Consider the following 19065-nt stretch of genomic DNA (forward strand, 5'->3'; position numbering starts at 1 on the left):
GCACGCCGCACCCGCACCCACGCGGCGCCGCCCCGCACGCCGCCCCGCACGCGGCACCGGGTCGCGCGCCCGCCGGCGCCGGGCTCACGGCAGCAGGGGCCGGTGGCAGGCGACGGTCCGCCCGGGGGCGACCTCCAGCAGTTCCGGCACCTCGCTCGCGCACCGCGCGTCGGCGAGCGGGCAGCGGGTGCGGAAGCGGCACCCCGAGGGCGGGTCGAGCGGGGAGGGCGGGTCGGCGGGGAGCAGGCCGGTCTCGCCGAGCGGGCGGCCCGGTTCGGGGACGGCGGCGAGCAGCGCGGCGGTGTAGGGGTGGGCGGGGGCGGCGAGCACCTCCTCGGTGGGGCCCTGCTCGCAGAGCCGGCCGAGCTGGAGCACGGCGACGTCGTCGCTCACGGCGCGGACGACGCCCAGGTCGTGCGAGATGAACAGGCTCGCCAGGCCGCGTTCCTCGGTGAGCCGGCGGAGCAGGTTGAGGACGGTGGCCTGGGCGGAGACGTCGAGCGCGGAGACGGCCTCGTCGGCGATCAGGACGCGCGGTTCGGCGGCGAGCGCCCGGGCGATGGCGACCCGCTGGGCCTGGCCGCCGGAGAGCTGGCCCGGCCGGCGGTCGCCGAACAGGGCGGTCGGCAGGCCGACGGCCTCCAGCTGGCGCTCCACCACCTCGGCGCGGTCGCGGGCCGGGTCCGGGTGGGCGTCGAGGGGCTCGGCGACGAGGTCGCGGACGGTGCGGCGCGGGTTGAGCGAGGAGACCGGGTCCTGGAAGACCATCTGCATCCTCGGGCGCAGGGCGCGCAGCGCGCGGGGGGCGAGCGCGCCGAGGTCGGTGCCGTCCAGGGTGACGGTGCCGGTGGTGGGAGGGGGGAGCCGGAGCAGGGCCTTGGCGATACTGCTCTTGCCGGAGCCGGACTCGCCGACCAGGGCGAGGGTCCGGCGTTCGTGGAGCGTCAGGTCGACGTCGCTGACGGCGTGCAGGGGGCCGGAGCGGGTGCGGTGGACCACCGAGAGCCCGGTGGCCTGCAGGACGGCGGTCATGCGGCGTTCTCCGAGGTGGTCACGGTCTTCTCCGACGGGGTGAGCGGGCCGGGCGGGCCGGGCGAATCCAGGGCGACCGGGGCGGCCGGGGTGAGCGGGAAGTGGCAGGACGCGGTCCGGCCGGGGCCGGCCAGGTGGAGCGGCGGCGCCTCGGTCGTGCAGACCGTCTCCGCGCGCTCGCAGCGCGGCGCGAACGGGCAGCCGGGGATCGGCTGCGAGAGGTCCGGTGGCGAGCCGGGGATGGCGGGGAGGGTGCGGCGCAGCGGCCCGGTGACGCGTGGCACCGAGCGGAGCAGCGCGGCGGTGTAGGGGTGGGCGGGGCGTTCGGTGACGTCCTCGGTGCGGCCGGTCTCGACGATCCGCCCGCCGTACATGACGGCGATCCGCCGGGCCCGGCCGTAGAGCAGGCCGATGTCGTGGGTGATCAGGAGGGTGGCGAGGCCGCGGTCCTCGCGGTGGCGGTCGAGCAGGTCGAGGACGGTGCGCTGGACGGTGACGTCGAGTGCGGTGGTGGGTTCGTCGGCGAGCAGCAGGGCGGGGGAGCCGGCGAGGGCGGCGGCGATGCCGACGCGCTGGCGCAGGCCGCCGGAGAGCTCGTGCGGGTAGGCGCGGGCGCGCCGGGCCGGGTCGGGGACGTCGACGGCGGCGAGCAGTTCGGCGGCGGTCTCGCGGCGGGCCCGGCGGGAGAGCCGGCGCCGGTTGGTGAGCGACTCGGTGACCTGGTCGGCGATCCGGACGACGGGGTTGAGCGAGGTCATCGGGTCCTGGTGGACCATGGCGACGCCGGTGCCGAGGAGTTCGGCGCGCCGGGCGGGGGCGGCGGTGAGCAGGTCCTCGCCGTCGAGCAGCACCTGTCCGGTGGCGGTGACCCTGGTGGTGCGGGGGTGGACGCCGAGGACGGTGCGGGCGAGCACGGACTTGCCGGAGCCGGACTCGCCGACCACGCCGAGGCACTCGCCCGCGTCGATGGTGAGGTCGACGCCGTGCAGGACGTGCAGGTCCCGGCCGTCGGGGGTGTGCAGGGTGGTGTCGAGCGAGCGGACCTCCAGGACCGGGGCGGTCATGTGCGGCTTCCCTTCGAACGGAGCTGCTCGCCGAGGTAGTTGAGGGCGAGGACGGTCAGGCAGAGCACCGCCGCGGGGGCGAGCGAGATCCACGGCGCGCTGCCGAGGGTGGTCCGGCCCTCGGCGATGATGCCGCCCCAGGACGGCTCCGGCGGGCGGAGCCCGAAGCCGAGGAAGCTGAGCGAGCCCTCGGCGACGATGGCGACGGTGGTGGCGGTGAACGCGAAGGTCAGGGCGGCCGGCGCGACGTGCGGCACGACCTCGCGGCGCAGGATGCGCAGCGGGGCGGTGCCGATCATCCGGGCGGCCTGGACGAAGCCGCGCTCGCTGAGCGAGAGCACGACGGCGCGTACCACGCGGGTGAAGTGCGGCACGGTGAACACGCCGATCAGGGTGCCGATCACGGTCAGGCTGGGGCCGCGCAGGGCGACCACGATCATCACCAGGATCAGGGTGGGCACGGACATCAGCAGGTCGGTGGCGAAGCCGATGGCCTTGTCGACCGGGCCGCGGAACCAGCCGGCGGCCACGCCGAGGGCGCCGCCGCCGAGCAGGCCGACGGCGATGGTGAGTCCGGCGACGGCGAAGGAGGCGCGGGCGCCGGCCACGGTGCGCTGGAGGACGTCGCGCCCGGCGGCGTCGGTGCCGAGCCAGTGGCCGGGGCCGGGGGCGGCGGAGGGGTGGGCGAAGTCGCCGTGCAGCGGGTCGAAGCCGGGGAGCAGCGGGAGGAGCAGGGCGGCGAGCGCGACGACGGCCAGCCAGCCGGCGGCGGCGATCACTCCGGCGGACGGCCGCCGCCGGGCCCTGCGGGGGCGGGGGGCCGCGGGGCGCCCGCCGGCGGATCCCTTCGCGGCGGCCTCGGCGGCCTCGCTGGCCCGGGCAGTGGTGGCCGCCCCGGCCCCGGCGGTGGTGGCGGGTTCAGCGGTGGTCATGGGCGATCCTCGGGTCGATCGTGCGGTACAGCAGGTCCACCGCGAAGGTGGCCGCCACCACGGCGGCGGCGCTGACCACCACCACCGCCTGGACGACCGGGAAGTCGCGTCCGTTGATGGCCCCGGCGGCGAGGCTGCCGACGCCGGGCACCGCGAACAGCGACTCGACGAGCACCGAGCCGCCGAGCGACGTCCCGACGCCGATCCCGACCAGGGTGACCAGCGGCAGCGAGGACGGCCGCAGCGCCCGGCGCAGCAGCAGCCGCACGGTGCCCATGCCCCGGCTGCGCGCGGCGGCGACGTACGTCTGGTCGAGGGTGTCGATGAGCTGGCCGCGCAGGGTGCGGGTGAAGACGGCGGCCTCGGTGAGGCCGAGGGTGAGCGCGGGCAGGACCAGGTGGCGGAGGTTGTCCAGCGGGTCCTCGGTGAACGGGGTCCAGCCGGTGGCGGGCAGGATCCGCAGCTGGACGGCGGCGATCCAGATCAGCAGCAGGCCGAGCACGAAGCCGGGCACGGCGAGCCAGACGAAGGCGCCCGCGGTGGCGATCCGGTCGACCGCGCCGCCCGGCTTCCAGGCCGAGTACAGCGCGACCGGCAGGGCCACGCCGAGCGCCACCACCTGGGCGGTGACGAAGAGTTCGAGGGTGACGGGGATGCGGGCGGCGAGTTCGGCGGTGACGGCGCCGCCGGTGGAGAGCGAGTGGCCGAGGTCGCCGTGCAGGGCGTCGCCGATCCAGCGCCAGGTGGCGGTGAGGACGTTCTCGTCGAGGCCGAGCTTCGCCTCGTACGCGGCGACCTGTTCGGGGGTGGCGGTGGGGCCGAGTGCGGCGAGCGCGGGGGATCCGGGCATCAGGTGCGGCAGGGCGAGTGCGGCCACGGTGACCAGCAGCAGGACGGCGCCGGCGCGTCCGGCCTGGCCGGCCCAGCCGGCGACGCGCAGGGTCCGGGGTGTCACTTCTTCACCCACAGGGCGGCCGGGGAGACGCTGACGACGGTCCGCTCGGAGACGTCGGGCAGTCCGGCGACCTTGGCGGAGGCGAGGAAGCCGACCGTGTTCTCGGTGAGGAAGAGCATCGGGGCCTCCTCGACGACGGCCTGCGCGGCCTCCTGGTAGGAGCGGGCCCGCTGGGCCTGGTCGAGGGTGGCGCGCCCGGTGGCGATGGCCTTCCCGGCGGCGGGGCCGCTCCAGCCGGTGAAGTTGTAGGGGGCGCCGGTCGCGAAGAGGCTGGCGAGTGCGGTGTCGGTGTCGCCGAAGATGCTGGTGATGAAGTCCATCACCTGGAACTGGCGCTGGTACATCGCGGTGCCGAGGCTCGCCGGGTCGAGCGGCTTGATGGTCATCTTGACGCCGGCCTCGGCGAACATCTGCTGGAGCACGGTGGCGCGCTGCTGGCCCTCGGGGCGGCTGTCGACCAGGTACTCGAAGGAGAGGTCGGGGTGGCCGGCCTCGGCGAGCAGGGCGCGGGCCTTGGCGACGTCGCGCGCGGGGTGGGCGGCGGTGCCGCGGTAGGGGGAGGTGGAGCCGATCGGGCCGTCCGAGACCTTGCCCTGGCCGAGGTAGACGATCTTCTCGACGGCCTCGCGGTCCACCGCGTGCTGGAGGGCCTTGCGCACCTTCGGGTCGTCGAAGGGGGCGGCCTTGGTGTTGAACAGCACGGTGGAGGTGGAGCCGGGGCCGGTGGCGGAGCGCAGGCCGTCGCCGGCGGCCTGCTTGAACTGGGCGGGCGTCTCGGCCCAGATCAGGTCGGCGTCGCCGGAGCGCAGCGACTGGTAGCGGCTGTCGGAGTCGGGCAGCACCTTGTAGACGAGTTTGTCGGCGTGGCCCTTGGCGCCCCAGTAGGAGGGGTTGCGGGCGAGCGTGACGGAGACGCCGGGCTGCACGCTCTCCACCGTGTACGGGCCGGAGCCGACGGCGGGGGCGTCGGCGGCGGCGGGGGCCTCGGAGACGTAGCCGAGCGAGCGGGTGAACAGGTTGGGGAAGGCGGCGTTGGGGGCCTTGAGGGTGAAGGTCACGGAGGTGGGGGAGTCGACCGCCATCGTGCCGATGGTGGCGGCGTCGGCGGCGCAGGCGCACTTGTTCTCGGGCCTGGAGAGGCGGGTGACGTGGTCGACGACGGCCTGTCCGTCGAGCGGCTTGCCGTCGCTGAAGGTGACGCCCTCGCGCAGGCCGAGCGTCCAGCCGGTGGCGTCGGCGTTGGGGGTGAAGGACTTCGCCAGGTACGGCTGGACGGCGCCGTTGTCGCCGTTGACCATCAGCGGGTCGTAGAGCGCGTTGGTGAGGATCATCAGCGGCATCGAGGCGAGGCCGGTGTCGGCGGGGTCGAGCTTCGCGAAGGGCCGGTCCAGGCCGATCTTCAGGGTGCCGCCGTCGACGGCGGGCCCGTCGTCGGCCGTGCTCCTGGCGGGGCCGCCGGCGGAGACCGTGTCGTCGGAGGCCGAGCAGGCGCCTGCGGTGAGGGCGAGGGCGGCCGTGCAGGCCGTCGCTACCAGAACGTGCGTGTGCCGCTTCATGGTTTCCCGTGCTTCCTCGGAATGGGGGGAGGGGGTGGCGAGGGGCGGACGATGCTGTTCCGGTCGTCGCCGGGGACGTCGCCGGGGACCACCTTTCGGAAGTGGCACAACTGCCAATTGGCAGTTGTGCAAACTTCGCGTGACGAACTGACGACGAATTCGCTCCCGCCTTGAGCGACCCGCACCCGGCGTGATTGCGTACGGACGAAGCCGTATGCGGTACGGCAGTTGACACGCGACACGCACGACCGACGCGCACGACCGACACGCAGGACCGACGCGCAGGACCGACACGCACGACGCCCGAGGGAACCGGGCGCGACGAGGGGCGAGCAAGGTATGCAGGGGCAGGGGACGGACACCGGGGCGGCGAGCGCCGCCGAGATCGGGCTGCGCGACCGGAAGCGGGCGCGGACCCGGCAGGCGATCCGGACGGCCGGGCTCGACCTCTTCGAGGAACAGGGCTTCGAGGGCACCACGGTGGACCAGATCTGCCGGCGCGCGGACGTCGCCCACCGCACCTTCTTCCGCTACTACGCGTGCAAGGAGGCGATCCTCTTCGGGCTCGACTTCGGCCTGGTGGTGCTGGAGGCCTTCGCGCAGGCGCCGGCCGCACTCGGCCTCTGGGCGGCCTTCGAGCACGCCGTGCAGGTCACGGACGGGCAGCTGGAGGAGCCCGCCGAGCACACCGCCCGGCGCCGCGCGCTGCGCCGGCGGTTCCTCGACGTCCGGTCCGTGCACGACTTCGCGGTGATCCAGATCGACGCCATCTCGCAGCGGGCGGTGGCGATCGCGGGGGAGCGGCTCGGCGTCTCCCCCGCCGCCGACCTGCGGCCGCAGGTGCTGGGGGCGGCCCTCGCCGGCCTGACCCGGCGGCACGTGATGTCCCCCGGCGGCTCGGAGCCGATGGCGGCGTGGGCGGAGGCGTTCCGCGAGCTGGTCGGGCCGGGCGGACCGGCGGGGGACCCGCGGTGAGGCGGGCCCCCGGCGGGGCGGCCGGCCGGCGGGCGGGCCCCGGACCGGACCCGCCGGAGCCCGGCCGCCGCTGCTCCTTCTGCCGCGGCTGCTCCTTCCGGGGCTACTTTTCCCGGGGCTACTTCTCCCGGGCGGAGCCGCCCGCGCCGTCCCCGTCCCGGTAGTGCAGGACGAACCGCGCACTGCTGCCGTCGATCCGCCGCCGGACGTACAGCGCGGGCGTGCCGTCGGGGGTGCAGCTGACCCCCTCGCGGACCAGCAGCGCGGTGCCGACCGGCACCCCGAGCAGCTCCGCGTCTCCGAGGTCCGCGCCGATCGCGCCGAACGCCCGCCAGTCGTACTCCAGCTCCACCCCGGCGGCCCCGGCCAGGGCCGGCACCATGTTGCCGGGGCGGCCCGGCCGGACCAGCTCGGCGGGCAGCGGTCCGGCCGTCACCCAGTAGCTGCTGACCACCCGGGGTCGGCCGCCGAGGCGGATCACGGTGTCCACCCGGGCCAGTTCGGCGGCCGGGCGGCCGAGTTGCCGGGCGGCCTCCTCGTCCTCGGCGGAGCCGGCCACCGGCGGGGCGGCGACCACGAACTCGCCGTCCGTGCCGGAGTCGTCCGTGCCGGTGCCTTCCGCGCGGGTGCCGGTGCCGTCCGTGCCGGTGCCGTCCCCGCCGGGGCCGCTCTCGCTGTTCGCGCGAGGGCTGCTCGCGGCGGGCCCGCTCGCGGTGCCGCCCGGCGCGGGCCGGGTGTCCGCCACGGACTCCGCGTGCAGCGGCAGCGAGCCGTGCACGCTGCCCAGGTCGAACCGCTGGCTGCGCGGGTCGACGGCGATCGAGATCCGGACGGCCGGCTGGCGGACGAAGGTCCCCACGCCCCGGCGGATCTCCAGCACGGCCGCCCGCTCCAGCTCGGCCACCGCCTGCCGGACGGTCAGCCGGTTGACGCCGAACTCGGCGCTGAGCTCGGGCTCGCTGGGCAGTCGGGCGCCCGCCGGGTACGTGCCGGCGTCGATCCGCTCCTGGAGCTGCCGGGCCAGTCGGCGGTACAGCGGGGTGTCGCTTCGGTGCGTTGCCACGGGCCAGATCCTACGGATCCGGGCGGTCCGCGGGCGGTCCGCGGGCGGCCTGCGGGTGCCGACGGTCGGTGCGAACGCGGGGTTGGCCCGGTGTTCATCCCACCGACGCTTGCCCTGCACCGGACTCACCGGGTAGACATCTAGACATCTAGATGTCCTGCTCCAAGAAAGCTCCACCGCTCCACCGCTCCACCGCCGCCCCGGCGCTCCCCATCGCCTCATCCCCCACCTCCCCTCCGAAAGGCCCTCCCATGACCCTGGTCAACTTCCGCGACCCCGCCGTCCTCGCCGACCCCGACAGCCGCTGGATCCGCCCCGGCGTGGTCCACCGCTCCGCCCAGCCCTACCCCGCCGCCGACCAGGCCACCGTCGACCTGCTGAACGGCGCCGGCATCCGCACCGTCATCGACCTGCGCGGTGACGCCGAGGCCGACCAGGAGGACTGGGCCGCGGCGGCGGCCGCCGGGATCGAGATCGTCGCGGCGCGCATCCAGCCCACCAACCCGGCCCTGGACGCGTGCATGCGGGAGATGAGCACCGCCGCCGACCTCGGCACCTTCTACCTGCTGATGGCCGAGTCCGCCCCCGAGTCCGTGGTGCTCGCGGTCGAGGCCGCGGCCCGCCCCGGCGGCGTCCTGCTGCACTGCGCCGCCGGCAAGGACCGCACCGGCCTGCTCGTCGCCCTGCTGCTGGACCTCGTCGGCGTCCCCGCCGAGGAGATCATCGCCGACTACGCCCGCACCAACGAGGCGCTGACGCAGATCTTCGAGATCCTCGCCGAGCGCAACCGCAGCGCCCTGAACGACTACCACGCCGGCTCGCTCACCGTGCCCGCCCCGCTGCTGGAGGCCCCGGCCGGCGCGATCGCCGCCTTCCTGGAGCTGGTCGCCGCCCGCTACGGCGGCACCGAGGGCTTCCTGACCCACTGCGGCGTCCGGGCCGCCACCATCGAGGCCTACCGCGCGAAGGCCGCCGCGACCGCCGCCGCCCCGGCCGGCACCGTTACCGCCGCCACCGCCGGGACGGAGGCCGTCGCATGACGGGCGCCCTGCTCCGCCACCACGACGGCACCCCGTTCCGGGACCTCAACCACAACGGCACCATGGAGCCGTACGAGGACCCGCGGCTGCCCGTCGAGGAGCGCGTCGACGACCTGCTCGACCGGATGACCCTCGCCGAGAAGGCCGCCCTGATGTGCCACGGGCGGATGCTCCCCGGCGACCACGGCCCCTTCCCGTCCGGCGCGCACCTGATCACCGAGCGCGGCCTCACCGCCTTCGGCATGATGGCGGTGCCCGACGCCCGCACCATGGCCGCCTGGAACAACCACGTCCAGGACCTCGCCGCCGCCGGCCGCCTGGGCATCCCGGTCACCCTCGCCTCCGACCCGCGGCACGGCTTCACGGAGAACCCCGCCACCGCCTTCACCGGCGGCGGCTTCTCCACCGGCCCCGAGCCGATCGGCCTCGCCGCCACCGACGACCCGGGCCTCGTCCGCGAGTACGCCGAGCTGATCGGGCGCGAGCTGCGCGCCGTCGGCATCCGGCTCGCCATCCACCCGATGGCCGACCTCGCCACCGAACCGCGCTGGGCCCGGATCGCCGGCACCTTCGGCGAGGACGCGGACCGCGCCTCCCGGACCATCGCCGCCTACATCCGCGGCCTCCAGGGGGAGCGGGTCGGCCCGGACAGCGTCGCCTGCATGACCAAGCACTTCCCCGGCGGCGGCCCGCAGTTCCGGGGCGAGGACTCGCACTTCGCGGCCGGGCGGCGGCTGGTCTACCCGGGCGGCGCGTTCGAGCGGCACCTGCGGCCCTTCGAGGCCGCGTTCGAGGCGGGCACCGCGCAGATCATGCCCGCCTACGCGATCCCGTCCGGCAGCGGGCTGGCCGAGGTCGGCGCCAACTTCAACCACGACGTCATCACCGGCCTGCTGCGCGGCAAGTACGGGTTCGACGGCGTCGTCTGCACCGACTTCAACGCGATCACCGGCATGGACGTCCCGGGCATCGTCAGCCTCCCGCCGCGCCACTGGGGCGTCGAGGAGCTGTCGGTGCCCGAGCAGGTCGCGCTGACGCTGCACGCCGGCGCCGACCAGCTCGGTGGCGAGACCGACCCGGAGCTGATCCTGGGCGTGGTCCGCTCCGGCGCGGTGAGCGAGGCCCGGATCGACGAGTCGGTGCGCCGCATCCTGCGCGACAAGTTCCGCCTCGGCCTGTTCGACGACCCGTACGTGGACGTCGAGGCCGCCGCCGACCTGGTCGGCACCCCGGACGGGCGCGCGCTGGGCCGCCGGGTGCAGGCCCGCTCGCTGGTCCACCTCGCCGGGCAGCCCCTCACCGGGGCGCGCCTGTACGTGGAGGGCGTGGACCGGGAGGTCGCCGCCCGCTACGGCACGCTCGTCGAGCGGCCCGAGGACGCGGACGCCGCGGTGATCCGGCTCGCCACGCCGTACGAGCAGCGCGAGGGGCTGTTGGAGCAGGCCTTCCACTCCGGCTCGCTGGAGTTCGCCCCGGCGGAGGCCGGGCGGCTGGCGGCGCTGGCCGGCGTGGTGCCGACGGCGTTCGTGGCGCAGCTGGAGCGGCCCGCGGTGCTGACCCCGCTGGAGCCTCACGCGGCCCTGCTGGTCGGCGAGTTCGGCGCGGCCGACGACGTTGTGCTGGACGCGGTGTTCGGCCGGGCCCCGATGACGGGCTCGCTGCCGTTCGACCTGCCGCGCTCGGACGCCGCCGTCGAGGCCGCCCGCGAGGACGTCCCCTTCGACACGGCGGACCCGCTCTTCCGCTTCGGCCACCCGACGGCCCCGCGCGCGGCGGCGGGCTGACCGGCGGGCCGCTGCCGGGCGCGCACCGCATCGAGGGTGACACCACGGCGGGCGAGGGCAGCCCGGTCCGAGGCGCGCCCGGCCCGCCCTGAGCAGGAGATTACGGAGCAGGGGACACGGAGCAGGAAGTCGGCCGGACCGACTTCCTGCTCCGGCGTGTTCTCCCCGGTCGGTTCACGGGGCGTCGGCGCGCGGCCCCCACCGGTGACGACGCTCCGCCACCGCACGCCGCCGCACGCCGCCGCACTCCTCCTGGCCGAAACGGTCCAGGGACGTTTCCGGCCAGCCGAGGGCCCTTCCACGACCGCTGAGCTGCGACGAAGCTTATGACTGCCGCCGAGAGCACCGCCCGGGCGGCACACCGGAGGACGCGTCACCGCGGGACGCGACAACCGGCTCACCCCGTCGCATCGAAGCCGAAGGAGCCCACCATGTTCCGCACCGTCATCGCCAAGGCCGCCGCGGTCCTCGCCCTCGCCCTGATCGGTCTGGCCCCGGTCGTCGCCGCGGAGGCCGCCCCGGCCCGGCCGGCCGCCGCCGCGGAAGCCGCGGAGCCCGCCGCCACGCAGCCGGCGCCCACGCAGCCCGCCCCCACCCGGTCGGGCACCCCCGGCACCGGCGACAACATGATCTGGGGCTGACGGCGCAGGGCCCGCACCTCGCCCGCCCTTCTCGCCCTCCTCGCCCTTCCCGGCCGTCCCCGGCCGTCCCCGGCCGTCCCCGCCTCCGTAGACCGGCTGCTCCTGCAGGGCAGCCGTCCACCTGGCCGCCGCACCGCACGACCGCCGCGGCACCGAAGCCGCTCAGCAGCACCGCAGCACCGAAGCCGCTCAGCACCGCCGCACCACCGAAGCCGCTCAGCACCGCCGCACCACCGCACCGCCTCCCGTCGCGCCGCTGCCGCCACCGAGCCGGCGGCTCCCGAGGAGCGGGCGGCAGGCAGGTCCGCGCACCACGTGCGCCGACCGCCGACACCGACCTCCCGGGCGCCCTGCGCGGACCCGGATGACGAACCACCACCTCTCCCTGGAGATCAGCCATGTCTGTCAACCGTTCCAAGCTCACCAACGTCGTCCTGGCCGGCGCCCTCGCCCTCGGCGCGGCCGTCTCCACCGTCTCGCTGACCGCACCGGCGGCGCACGCCATCGGCACGTCCTCCGTCAACGGCCCGATCACCCGGTCCGAGATCATCGCCCGGGCCCAGAACTGGGTGGACCAGGCGGTGCCGTACAGCCAGAGTCTCTGGCACAGCGACAGCAACGGCTCCTACCGGCAGGACTGCTCGGGCATGGTCTCGATGGCCTGGCACCTCGACCGCAGCCGGGTCACCTCCACCCTCGACGACGTGTCCACGCAGCTCAACAGCCTCGACGCGCTGCAGCCCGGCGACATGATCGACAACATCACCACCCACGTCGTGCTCTTCGCCGGCTGGACCGACAGCAGCCACACCACCGCCGTCGTCTACGAGGAGCCGCGGCCCGGCCTGACGGCCCGCAAGGTCAACTACACCCGCAGCTACCTCGTCGCCAACGGCTTCAAGCCCTACCGCTACGACAAGACCGTCGACAGCGCCCCGCTGCCGCCCAAGCCGGCACCGGTCGGCTGGGGCGCCCAGGTCGTGGTGAACGGCGGCGGCGACGTCTTCCACAGCACCCGCTCCTCCAACGGCTCCTGGAGCGGCTTCGGCAACGTGGAGGCCGCGGCGGGCGACATCGGCGTGGTCCGGGCGATCGCGGACGCCGGCATCAACGGCGACACCCACCTGGTCGCGGTCGGCGGCAACGGGAACATCTACCACACCATCCGGCACTCCAACGGCTCGTGGGACGGGTTCGCCGACATCGGCTCGCAGGCCAACTGGCTGGGCAGCGTTACCAAGCTCTCCGCGGTCTCGATCGGCGGCGACCTCCACGTCGTCGCGGTGGCCAACGGGCGGCTCTTCCACACGGCCCGGCTCGCCAACGGCACCTGGCTGCAGTTCGGCGACATCAGCCCGTCGGCGGACACGGTGACGAGCGCGGCGGCCGCGAACGTCAACGGCCAGCTCCAGGTCGTGGCCGCCTCGGGCGGCGCGGTCCAGCACACCATCCGCGCCGTCAGCGGCTCCTGGTCGGGCTGGGGCAACGCCTACGACGCGGCCGGCAACGCCGGCGCCCCGCAGGACGTCGCCATCGCCGGGACCGGCGGCGACGCGCAGATCGTCGTGGTCAACACCGGCGGCGAGCAGTACCACGCCGCCCGCTACGCCAACGGCACGTGGCAGCCCTTCGCGGCCCTCGCCCCGGTGATCGGCTCCTTCGCCGCCAACCGGGTCAGCGCGGCCAACATCGACGGCGAGTTCCAGGCGACCTTCATCACCAACGACGACCGGATCATGCACACCATCCGGGACGGCTCGGGCAGCTGGGACCCGGCCGCCCCGATCCAGCTGACCGGGGTGGGCGGCAACCACTACGACGTCTCCATCGGCGGCACCTACAACTAGCCGTCACGGGAAGTCCGTTCACCCGGTCGACCCGCCTTCCCGCCGGCCCGCCGCACCCCTGCGGCGGGCCGGCCCCTTCCCGCTCGCCGCTTGCCGCCCGCCGCCCGTTCCCGGCAGCCGCCGTCCGCGCCCGCCACCCGCGCCCGCCACCCGCGTCATCCGCGCGACCTCGAACGGGTCGCCCGCCCGAGAAGAGGTCCCGATGTCCCGCTCACCCCGCCGCCCCCGCGCGGCCGCCCTCGCCCTCACGGCCCTGGCCGCGCTCGGCCTCTCCACCGTCGCCGCCCCCGCGCAGGCCGCCTCGGTGGCCACCTGGGACCGGGTCGCGATGTGCGAGAGCACCGGCAACTGGAGCTACTACAAGGCCGGCTGGCCGTACTACGGCGGCCTGCAGATCTCCAAGAGCACCTGGGAGGCGTTCGGCGGCACCCGGTACGCGGCCCTTCCCCACCAGGCCACCAAGCAGCAGCAGATCCTGACGGCCGAGCGGATCCTCGCCGGCCAGGGCACCGGCGCGTGGCCGAACTGCAACGCGGGCCTCGGCAGCGACCACGCCGACCCCTACCCCGCGCCGACCACGCCGGTGAGCAAGGCCGGTGACCTCTTCCACGCGACGCGCCTCGTGGACGGGAACTGGACGTCCTTCCAGCCGCTGGCCGGGTTCGGCGGTGCCGCGTACTTCAACGGCTCCCAGGAGGCGATCGCCGCGACGCCGGACGGCTCCACGCAGACGCTGGCCACCGGCGCCGACGGCAACCTGTACCACACGGCCCGCTACCCGAACGGGACCTGGACGGGCTGGGCGCCGCTGGACGGCTACGCCGGTTCGACGCGCTTCGCGGCCCAGGGCGAGGCCATCGCCGGTATGCCGAACGGCGACGCGCAGGTGGTGGCGATCGGCAGGGACGGGCGGATCTACCACAACGCCCGCTTCGCCGCCGGCAGTTGGCAGGGCTGGGCGCCGGTCGGCGACTCCAGTGCGCAGCGGATCGCGGCGGCGGCCCTGCCGGACGGCAGCGTCCAGGTGCTGATCGTCGGCAACGACGGGAACCTCTACCACAACATCCGTGCGGTGAACGGCTCCTGGCAGGGCTGGAGCGCCGTGGCGGGCTTCGGCGCGGCGACCTTCCAGGCCAAGGACATCGCGATAGCCGGCACGCCGAACGGCGACGCGCAGCTCCTCGCGGTGGGCAGCGACGGCAAGGTCTACCACAACGCCCGCTTCGCCAACGGCTCCTGGCAGGACTGGAGCCAGGTCGCCGGGTACGGCGGCGCGTCGTCCTTCCAGGCCGGGAGCCTCGCGATCACCGGCATGCCGAACGGTGACGCGCAGCTCCTCGCGGTGGGCAACGACGGGGTGGTCTACCACAACGCCCGCTACTCGAACGGGGGTTGGCAGGGCTGGTGGAGCACCGCCTTCGGCGGGCGGAAGGTCGCCATCGCCGGCATGCCCGACGGCGGCGCCCAGATGGTCGTGGCCCGAAGCTGACCGGTCGGCCTGCCGCGTGCGCGCCGGCCCGGCGGGGCCGGGGTGCGGAGGCGGAGCCGTCGCGGCCCCTCGCCCGTCCCGGGCGGGGGCCGCCGTGGGTGGGGGACCGCGCGGGTCGGGGACCGGCGGCAGTGGGGGACCGGCGCGGGTCGGGCGTCCTCGGGATTCCGGCCGCGGGCTCATCGGATCGGAGGATCCTGCCGATACGGGTCAAGATCTGTCGATCGGCTCCGACCACCCGGTGAGACGCCCGACCGGTCCGGAGCGTCTCGTCGTCGTCGTGGCCGGCACAGGAGGAACACGTGGTTCAGCTACTGAGGGTCCAGAACTTCAACGTCTCGGCCGACGGCATCGGTGCCGGCGAGGACCAGACCCTTGAACGGCCGTTCGGCCATGTCCGGCCCGAGCGCCTGTTCGCCTGGGCCGGTGCGACGGCGAGCTGGCCCATGCGCACCGACCCCGGGGGCAGCCGGGGGCTCGACGACCACTTCACCCGGGACTACGACCGCAACATCGGCGCCGAGATCATGGGCCGCAACAAGTTCGGTCCCCAGCGCGGGCCCTGGCGCGACCACGAGTGGCGCGGCTGGTGGGGCGACGAGCCGCCGTTCCGCACCCCGGTGTTCGTCATGACCCACCACGGGCGCCCGTCGTTCACGCTCTCCGACACCACGTTCCACTTCGTCGAGGGCGACCCGGCCGCGGTCCTCGAACAGGCCCGGGAGGCGGCGCAGGGCAAGGACGTTCGGCTCGGCGGCGGGGCAACCACCATCCGGCAGTTCCTCGACGCCGACCTCGTGGACACCCTGCACGTGGCGGTCTCACCGGTGGAGTTCGGCTCCGGGGTGCGGCTCTGGGAGTCGCCCGACGAACTGCTCGACCGGTTCCACCTGGAGGTCGTCCCCAGCCCGAGCGGGGTGACGCACCACCTGTTCTGGCGGAGGTGAGCGTCGCCCGGGGCCGGCCGGATCGGCCGGCCCCGGGAACCTTCGGCGGGGTGGGGCGGGCCTCAGCGCTCCCCGGGCCGGGGGACGCGGACGGCGGCCATGCCGGCGGCGGTGGCGGCCTGGATCCCCATGTCGGTGTCCTCGAAGACGAGGCAGGACCGCGGCGGGACGCCGAGGAGCCGGGCCGCGAGCAGGAAGCACTCCGGGTCGGGCTTGGCCTTCGCGTAGTCGCCGGCGCAGACCATGGCGTCGAACCGGTCGAGCAGGCCGAGCGTCGTCAGCGAGGCGGTGACGGACTCCCGGGTGCTGCCGGACACGACGGCGAACGGGACGCGCCGGTGGGCGCCCTCGATGTGCGCCAGGACGTCGGGGACGGCGGTGAGTTGGGGGAGGAGCCGCTGGTAGAGCTCCTCCCGGCGGAGGGCGACGGCGTCGACCGGCATGGCCAGCCCCTGCTGTTCGTTGAGGGAGACGATGATGTCGGCCACCGGCCGGCCGCCCCAGGCGTAGAACAGGTCCTCTGGGAACTCGCAGCCCCACTCGTCGAGGGCTTGCTTCCACGCCGTGTAGTGCAGGGGCATGGAATCGGCGATGGTGCCGTCGCAGTCGAACAGGTAGGCGCGGAACTCACCGGTCGGCAGGGAGAGGCTCATCGGATCAGCCTAGGCCGCGCCCGCGGGGCGCCCGCGGCCCGGTCCGCTCGGCCCCCTCCCGAGCAGCAGCCGCCTGACCCGCCCGCTAAGCCTTGATCGGTGCGGCGGACCTGGCGGCCTGCTCGATCTTCGCGAAGTAGGCCGCACGGGCTTGCTCGTCGGTCTGCCTCTCGTGTTCGGCGCGCAACCCGGTCCGGCCGTCGAGGCCCTCGCGCAGGATGTCGGCGTGCCCGGCGTGCCGGATGGACTCGCCGAGGACGTGGACCATGACGGCGAACAGGTTCGTGTCGGCATGAGGCTCCGGCCACCACGGCACGTGGCCGGGGGCGTCGAGGGGAAGCTCGTCGATCGTCGCGTCCGAGTGTTCCCACGTGCGCCGGTAGAACCCGATGATCTGATCGCGGGTCTCGTCCTCGGTCGCCCACAGATCGCTGCCGTCGGAGTCCTGCCACCGGGGCAGCGGTTCCGGGGAAGGGCGGTCGAAGACCTCGCCGAAGTACCGGGCCTCGACGGTGGCCACGTGTTTGACCAGGCCGAGGAGGTTGGTCCCGGTCGCTGTCAAAGGTCGGCGGGCGTCGTACTCGGACAAGCCGTCGAGCTTCCAGAGCAGCGCCTCGCGGTCCCGCCGCAGTCTCCCGTGCAGGTTGGCCTTCGCGAAATCATCGATCATGCGGCACGAGCCTGCCATGAGCTTCTCGTGGTCTCAAGATCCCGTACGACGTCCGCAACGACCGGCAGAGCCGAGGCCCGGCCACGGCCGCCGCCCTGACCTGCCACGAGACGCTCGCGAAGCTCGCGACGTGAGACGCCCCCTCAGGCGTGGTGGTCGAGTTCGCCGGCTTTGATCGTGCGGAGGAGTGCGGCGAAGGTGGTTGGGGTGGTGCGGAGGATGGTGTCACCGTCGTCGGACTCACGGAGTTCGACCGACCCATCCGTGGCGCGTACCTCGACGCAGTCGTTGCCTGAACCACTGAACGATGACTTCTGCCAGCTACTCATCCTGTTCCTCCATAGGTTTCGTGCTGTCCGGTTGGTCAGGTCTCGTGGTTCTTCATCGCTGAGCCGTCAGTTTGATGTGCTTGAAGACGGCCGGGTAGGAGTCGAGCTTGTTCGGGGTGTCGACTTCTACCGGGCTGCGCTGTCTGTCGTGTCCGGGTGGAGGGTCGGCGGTTGGTGATCCTGGTGCCCGCCGGGGGAGGTGTTGCGGTGCCTCGCTCGGTTCGAGCGAGGCACCGCTGGAGGTCAGGTGTGGTGGTCGAGTTCGCCGGCTTTGATCGTGCGGAGGAGTGCGGCGAAGGTGGCTGGGGTGGTGCGGAGGATGACGTTGCCGTCGTCTGATTCGCGGAGTTCGATCAGGCCGGATGTCGTACGGGCCTCGACGCAATCGTCGTGTGCGCCGCAGTAGCTGGACTTCTGCCAAATCTGACCAGGCATGCCTACCCCTCGACTTCTTTCATTGTGGATCGGATGAGATCTCGCGACTCGGCGTTGGGCAAGGCTATGGAGTCCAGGCAGGCGAACAGTGATCGGTAACTGGCAAGGTGCGCCGTTGAGTCGAAGTACTGGGTGGATCGAGCGACATCCATCTGTACAGTGTCCAGTTCGGGAACCACGCCTTCAGCGAAGGTGAGGCTTTCACTGGGGCCGGGGAAGGTATCTGCGCTGAACGGCGTCACCCTGATCGAGACGTTGGGTAGCTCGGATGCCTCTGCAAGGGAGGCAAGTTGCTCGGAGAGGACTTTCGGACCGCCGAACTGCATTCGCAGCGCTGCCTCATGGATGAACGCCACGTAGGGGATCTGCTGTGATCGCAGGGCCTGCTGCCGCTTTAGCCGGAATTCAGTTCTCAGCTCGACATCCTGCCGGATGGGCGCTGGAGTAGTACGTGAGAATACCGCCGTGGCGTAGCTGCTCGTCTGAAGGAGACCGGGCATGTAGATGGTCGTGCAGGTGTGGAGGCCCCGCGCGTGGCTCTCAAGTTCAGCCACTTCGAGGAAGTCGATCGCCAGGACTCCTCGATAGTCCACCCACCAACCCTTCCCTCGCTCGACAGTCATGTCGGCGAGGGCGTTGATCAAGGGATCGTTCCTGCAATCGCAGGCGGTGGCCACCTTGCGCAGCCTATCTGCGCTGACGCCGATCCTGCCGGTCTCCATCTGTGTGACCTGCGTAGGGTTCAGCCCGAGAGAGCGTGCAAGCTGGCTGCCACTGAGGCCGGCTTGCTCTCGCATCTTCCGCATCTCGGCGCCCAAGCGGCGCTGGCGCAAGGTCGGGTCGCGGCGAAGCGGCATGTCGTCCCTTCAGATGTGGTGTGGCACCAGTCTGCCGCGTACCACGAGCCGGTCCAGGCCTGTTTGGCTGACTAGGGTGCGGCGGTTACCCCGAAAGAGTGACCCTCTCGGATCTCGCCTTCATCTGAAGGCAGATTGCGTTACGGTCTATCTCGCAACGATCCGATGGACCGTCAGTAATGCCTCTCTCCAAGGCAGTAGGCGCCTGCTGCCCTTTTGCGCCGCAGAGCAACCGGCTTCGGCCTGGCCTGGCTCACGGTGACGTTCCGCTGGTGATCTCCTCCCCACTCGCACGACCTCACTCGGAGGTTTCTCATGCGTGCCTGCAACCCGCCCGACTGGTCCGCCGCCCGCGAGGAGCTGCGTGCCGCGCTCGCCCTCGCCGCCTGGCCCGACGACCTCATCTCCGACGCCGAACTCGCCCTCCACGAGCTGTACGTCAACGCCTGGCGCCACGCCGGCTGCCAGGCGCCCGCCGTCGTGGTCGTCCTCCTCACCGCCCGCACCGTCCGCGTCTCCGTCGCCGACGACAGCCCGACCCTCCCCGAGCCCCGGATCTCCGCCGACCCGTACGAGGTGTCGGGGCGCGGCCTGCACCTCGTCCGCTCCCTCACCCACCGCTTCGGCGCCGATCCCGCCAAGAACGGCAAGCGCGTCTGGTTCGAACTGCACCTGGACGCCGCCGCGTGAGCCGGGAACCGATCGCGCCGGACGACCCCGTCATCCGCACCTACACCGACCCCGAGGTCACCGCCCTGATCCGCGAACTCCACGAAGCGGGCCGCCCGTTCGGCAT

At 73.6% G+C, this 19065-nt stretch carries 19 protein-coding genes; 8 read left to right on the plus strand and 11 right to left on the minus strand.

What is annotated here, in order from left to right:
• Nucleotides 1-84: 84 nt before the first annotated feature.
• From AC067J_RS36295 to AC067J_RS36315, 5 genes are read right to left on the minus strand one after another with little or no spacing between them, the layout of a single operon-like run.
• Nucleotides 85-1032 carry an ABC transporter ATP-binding protein gene (locus tag AC067J_RS36295; RefSeq protein ID WP_478306645.1) on the minus strand — a complete coding sequence of 316 codons (948 nt, stop codon included), beginning with the start codon at nucleotides 1030-1032 and terminating at the stop codon, nucleotides 85-87.
• The gene (locus AC067J_RS36300) at nucleotides 1029-2096 is read right to left on the minus strand and encodes an ABC transporter ATP-binding protein (protein ID WP_478306647.1); all 1068 of its coding nucleotides are present in this window, start codon (nucleotides 2094-2096) and stop codon (nucleotides 1029-1031) included. Before AC067J_RS36300 ends, AC067J_RS36295 begins: the two co-directional genes overlap by 4 nt.
• On the minus strand, nucleotides 2093-3028 hold the full coding sequence (locus tag AC067J_RS36305; RefSeq protein ID WP_478306649.1) for an ABC transporter permease: 936 nt from the start codon (nucleotides 3026-3028) through the stop codon (nucleotides 2093-2095). The genes AC067J_RS36300 and AC067J_RS36305 overlap by 4 nt, the downstream gene beginning before the upstream one ends.
• The gene (locus tag AC067J_RS36310; RefSeq protein ID WP_478306651.1) at nucleotides 3015-3983 is read right to left on the minus strand and encodes an ABC transporter permease; all 969 of its coding nucleotides are present in this window, start codon (nucleotides 3981-3983) and stop codon (nucleotides 3015-3017) included. Before AC067J_RS36310 ends, AC067J_RS36305 begins: the two co-directional genes overlap by 14 nt.
• Nucleotides 3980-5539 carry an ABC transporter substrate-binding protein gene (locus AC067J_RS36315; protein WP_478306653.1) on the minus strand — a complete coding sequence of 520 codons (1560 nt, stop codon included), beginning with the start codon at nucleotides 5537-5539 and terminating at the stop codon, nucleotides 3980-3982. The genes AC067J_RS36310 and AC067J_RS36315 overlap by 4 nt, the downstream gene beginning before the upstream one ends.
• A gap of 339 nt (nucleotides 5540-5878) precedes the next feature.
• Between AC067J_RS36315 and AC067J_RS36320 the strand changes: the two genes are divergently transcribed.
• The gene (locus AC067J_RS36320; protein ID WP_478306655.1) at nucleotides 5879-6514 is read left to right on the plus strand and encodes a TetR family transcriptional regulator; all 636 of its coding nucleotides are present in this window, start codon (nucleotides 5879-5881) and stop codon (nucleotides 6512-6514) included.
• A 118-nt stretch (nucleotides 6515-6632) separates the two neighbouring features.
• Here AC067J_RS36320 and AC067J_RS36325 read toward each other — a convergent pair whose 3' ends face one another.
• Complete coding sequence (locus AC067J_RS36325) at nucleotides 6633-7577, minus strand: GntR family transcriptional regulator (RefSeq protein ID WP_478306657.1); 945 nt, start codon at nucleotides 7575-7577, stop codon at nucleotides 6633-6635.
• 251 nt (nucleotides 7578-7828) lie between these two features.
• Between AC067J_RS36325 and AC067J_RS36330 the strand changes: the two genes are divergently transcribed.
• The 6 genes from AC067J_RS36330 to AC067J_RS36355 all read left to right on the plus strand — a co-directional run bounded on the left by AC067J_RS36330 (nucleotide 7829) and on the right by AC067J_RS36355 (nucleotide 15325).
• Nucleotides 7829-8617, plus strand: a complete 789-nt coding sequence (locus AC067J_RS36330) for a tyrosine-protein phosphatase (RefSeq protein ID WP_478306659.1) — start codon at nucleotides 7829-7831, stop codon at nucleotides 8615-8617.
• Nucleotides 8614-10401, plus strand: a complete 1788-nt coding sequence (locus AC067J_RS36335) for a glycoside hydrolase family 3 protein (RefSeq protein ID WP_478306661.1) — start codon at nucleotides 8614-8616, stop codon at nucleotides 10399-10401. Before AC067J_RS36330 ends, AC067J_RS36335 begins: the two co-directional genes overlap by 4 nt.
• 431 nt (nucleotides 10402-10832) lie before the next feature.
• Nucleotides 10833-11042 carry a hypothetical protein gene (locus tag AC067J_RS36340; RefSeq protein ID WP_478306663.1) on the plus strand — a complete coding sequence of 70 codons (210 nt, stop codon included), beginning with the start codon at nucleotides 10833-10835 and terminating at the stop codon, nucleotides 11040-11042.
• Nucleotides 11043-11440: 398 nt separating this feature from the next.
• Entirely contained in the window at nucleotides 11441-12889 is a 1449-nt protein-coding gene (locus AC067J_RS36345; protein ID WP_478306665.1) for a PLL family lectin, read from the plus strand.
• A 202-nt stretch (nucleotides 12890-13091) separates the two neighbouring features.
• A complete protein-coding gene (locus AC067J_RS36350; protein WP_478306667.1) occupies nucleotides 13092-14378 on the plus strand; it encodes a transglycosylase family protein in 1287 nt (428 codons plus the stop codon).
• A gap of 302 nt (nucleotides 14379-14680) precedes the next feature.
• The gene (locus tag AC067J_RS36355) at nucleotides 14681-15325 is read left to right on the plus strand and encodes a dihydrofolate reductase family protein (RefSeq protein WP_478306669.1); all 645 of its coding nucleotides are present in this window, start codon (nucleotides 14681-14683) and stop codon (nucleotides 15323-15325) included.
• 62 nt (nucleotides 15326-15387) lie between these two features.
• Here the strand turns inward: AC067J_RS36355 and AC067J_RS36360 are convergent, their stop codons facing one another.
• The 5 genes from AC067J_RS36360 to AC067J_RS36380 form a co-directional block, all read right to left on the minus strand.
• Nucleotides 15388-15978, minus strand: coding sequence for an HAD family hydrolase (locus AC067J_RS36360; protein WP_478306670.1), 591 nt, complete (start codon nucleotides 15976-15978; stop codon nucleotides 15388-15390).
• An 85-nt stretch (nucleotides 15979-16063) separates the two neighbouring features.
• Nucleotides 16064-16648, minus strand: coding sequence for a DinB family protein (locus AC067J_RS36365; protein WP_478306671.1), 585 nt, complete (start codon nucleotides 16646-16648; stop codon nucleotides 16064-16066).
• 143 nt (nucleotides 16649-16791) lie between these two features.
• Nucleotides 16792-16977: a DUF397 domain-containing protein gene (locus tag AC067J_RS36370; protein WP_478306672.1), complete on the minus strand. Its 186-nt coding sequence runs from the start codon at nucleotides 16975-16977 to the stop codon at nucleotides 16792-16794.
• 243 nt (nucleotides 16978-17220) lie between these two features.
• Nucleotides 17221-17412: a DUF397 domain-containing protein gene (locus AC067J_RS36375; protein WP_478306674.1), complete on the minus strand. Its 192-nt coding sequence runs from the start codon at nucleotides 17410-17412 to the stop codon at nucleotides 17221-17223.
• 2 nt (nucleotides 17413-17414) lie between these two features.
• On the minus strand, nucleotides 17415-18269 hold the full coding sequence (locus AC067J_RS36380; RefSeq protein WP_478306675.1) for a helix-turn-helix domain-containing protein: 855 nt from the start codon (nucleotides 18267-18269) through the stop codon (nucleotides 17415-17417).
• A 315-nt stretch (nucleotides 18270-18584) separates the two neighbouring features.
• Here AC067J_RS36380 and AC067J_RS36385 point away from each other — a divergent pair, with 315 nt between their 5' ends.
• Complete coding sequence (locus AC067J_RS36385; RefSeq protein WP_478306677.1) at nucleotides 18585-18959, plus strand: ATP-binding protein; 375 nt, start codon at nucleotides 18585-18587, stop codon at nucleotides 18957-18959.
• Nucleotides 18960-19065 lie beyond the last annotated feature (106 nt).

The sequence above is a fragment of the Kitasatospora sp. NPDC042419 genome (genome assembly GCF_056437345.1).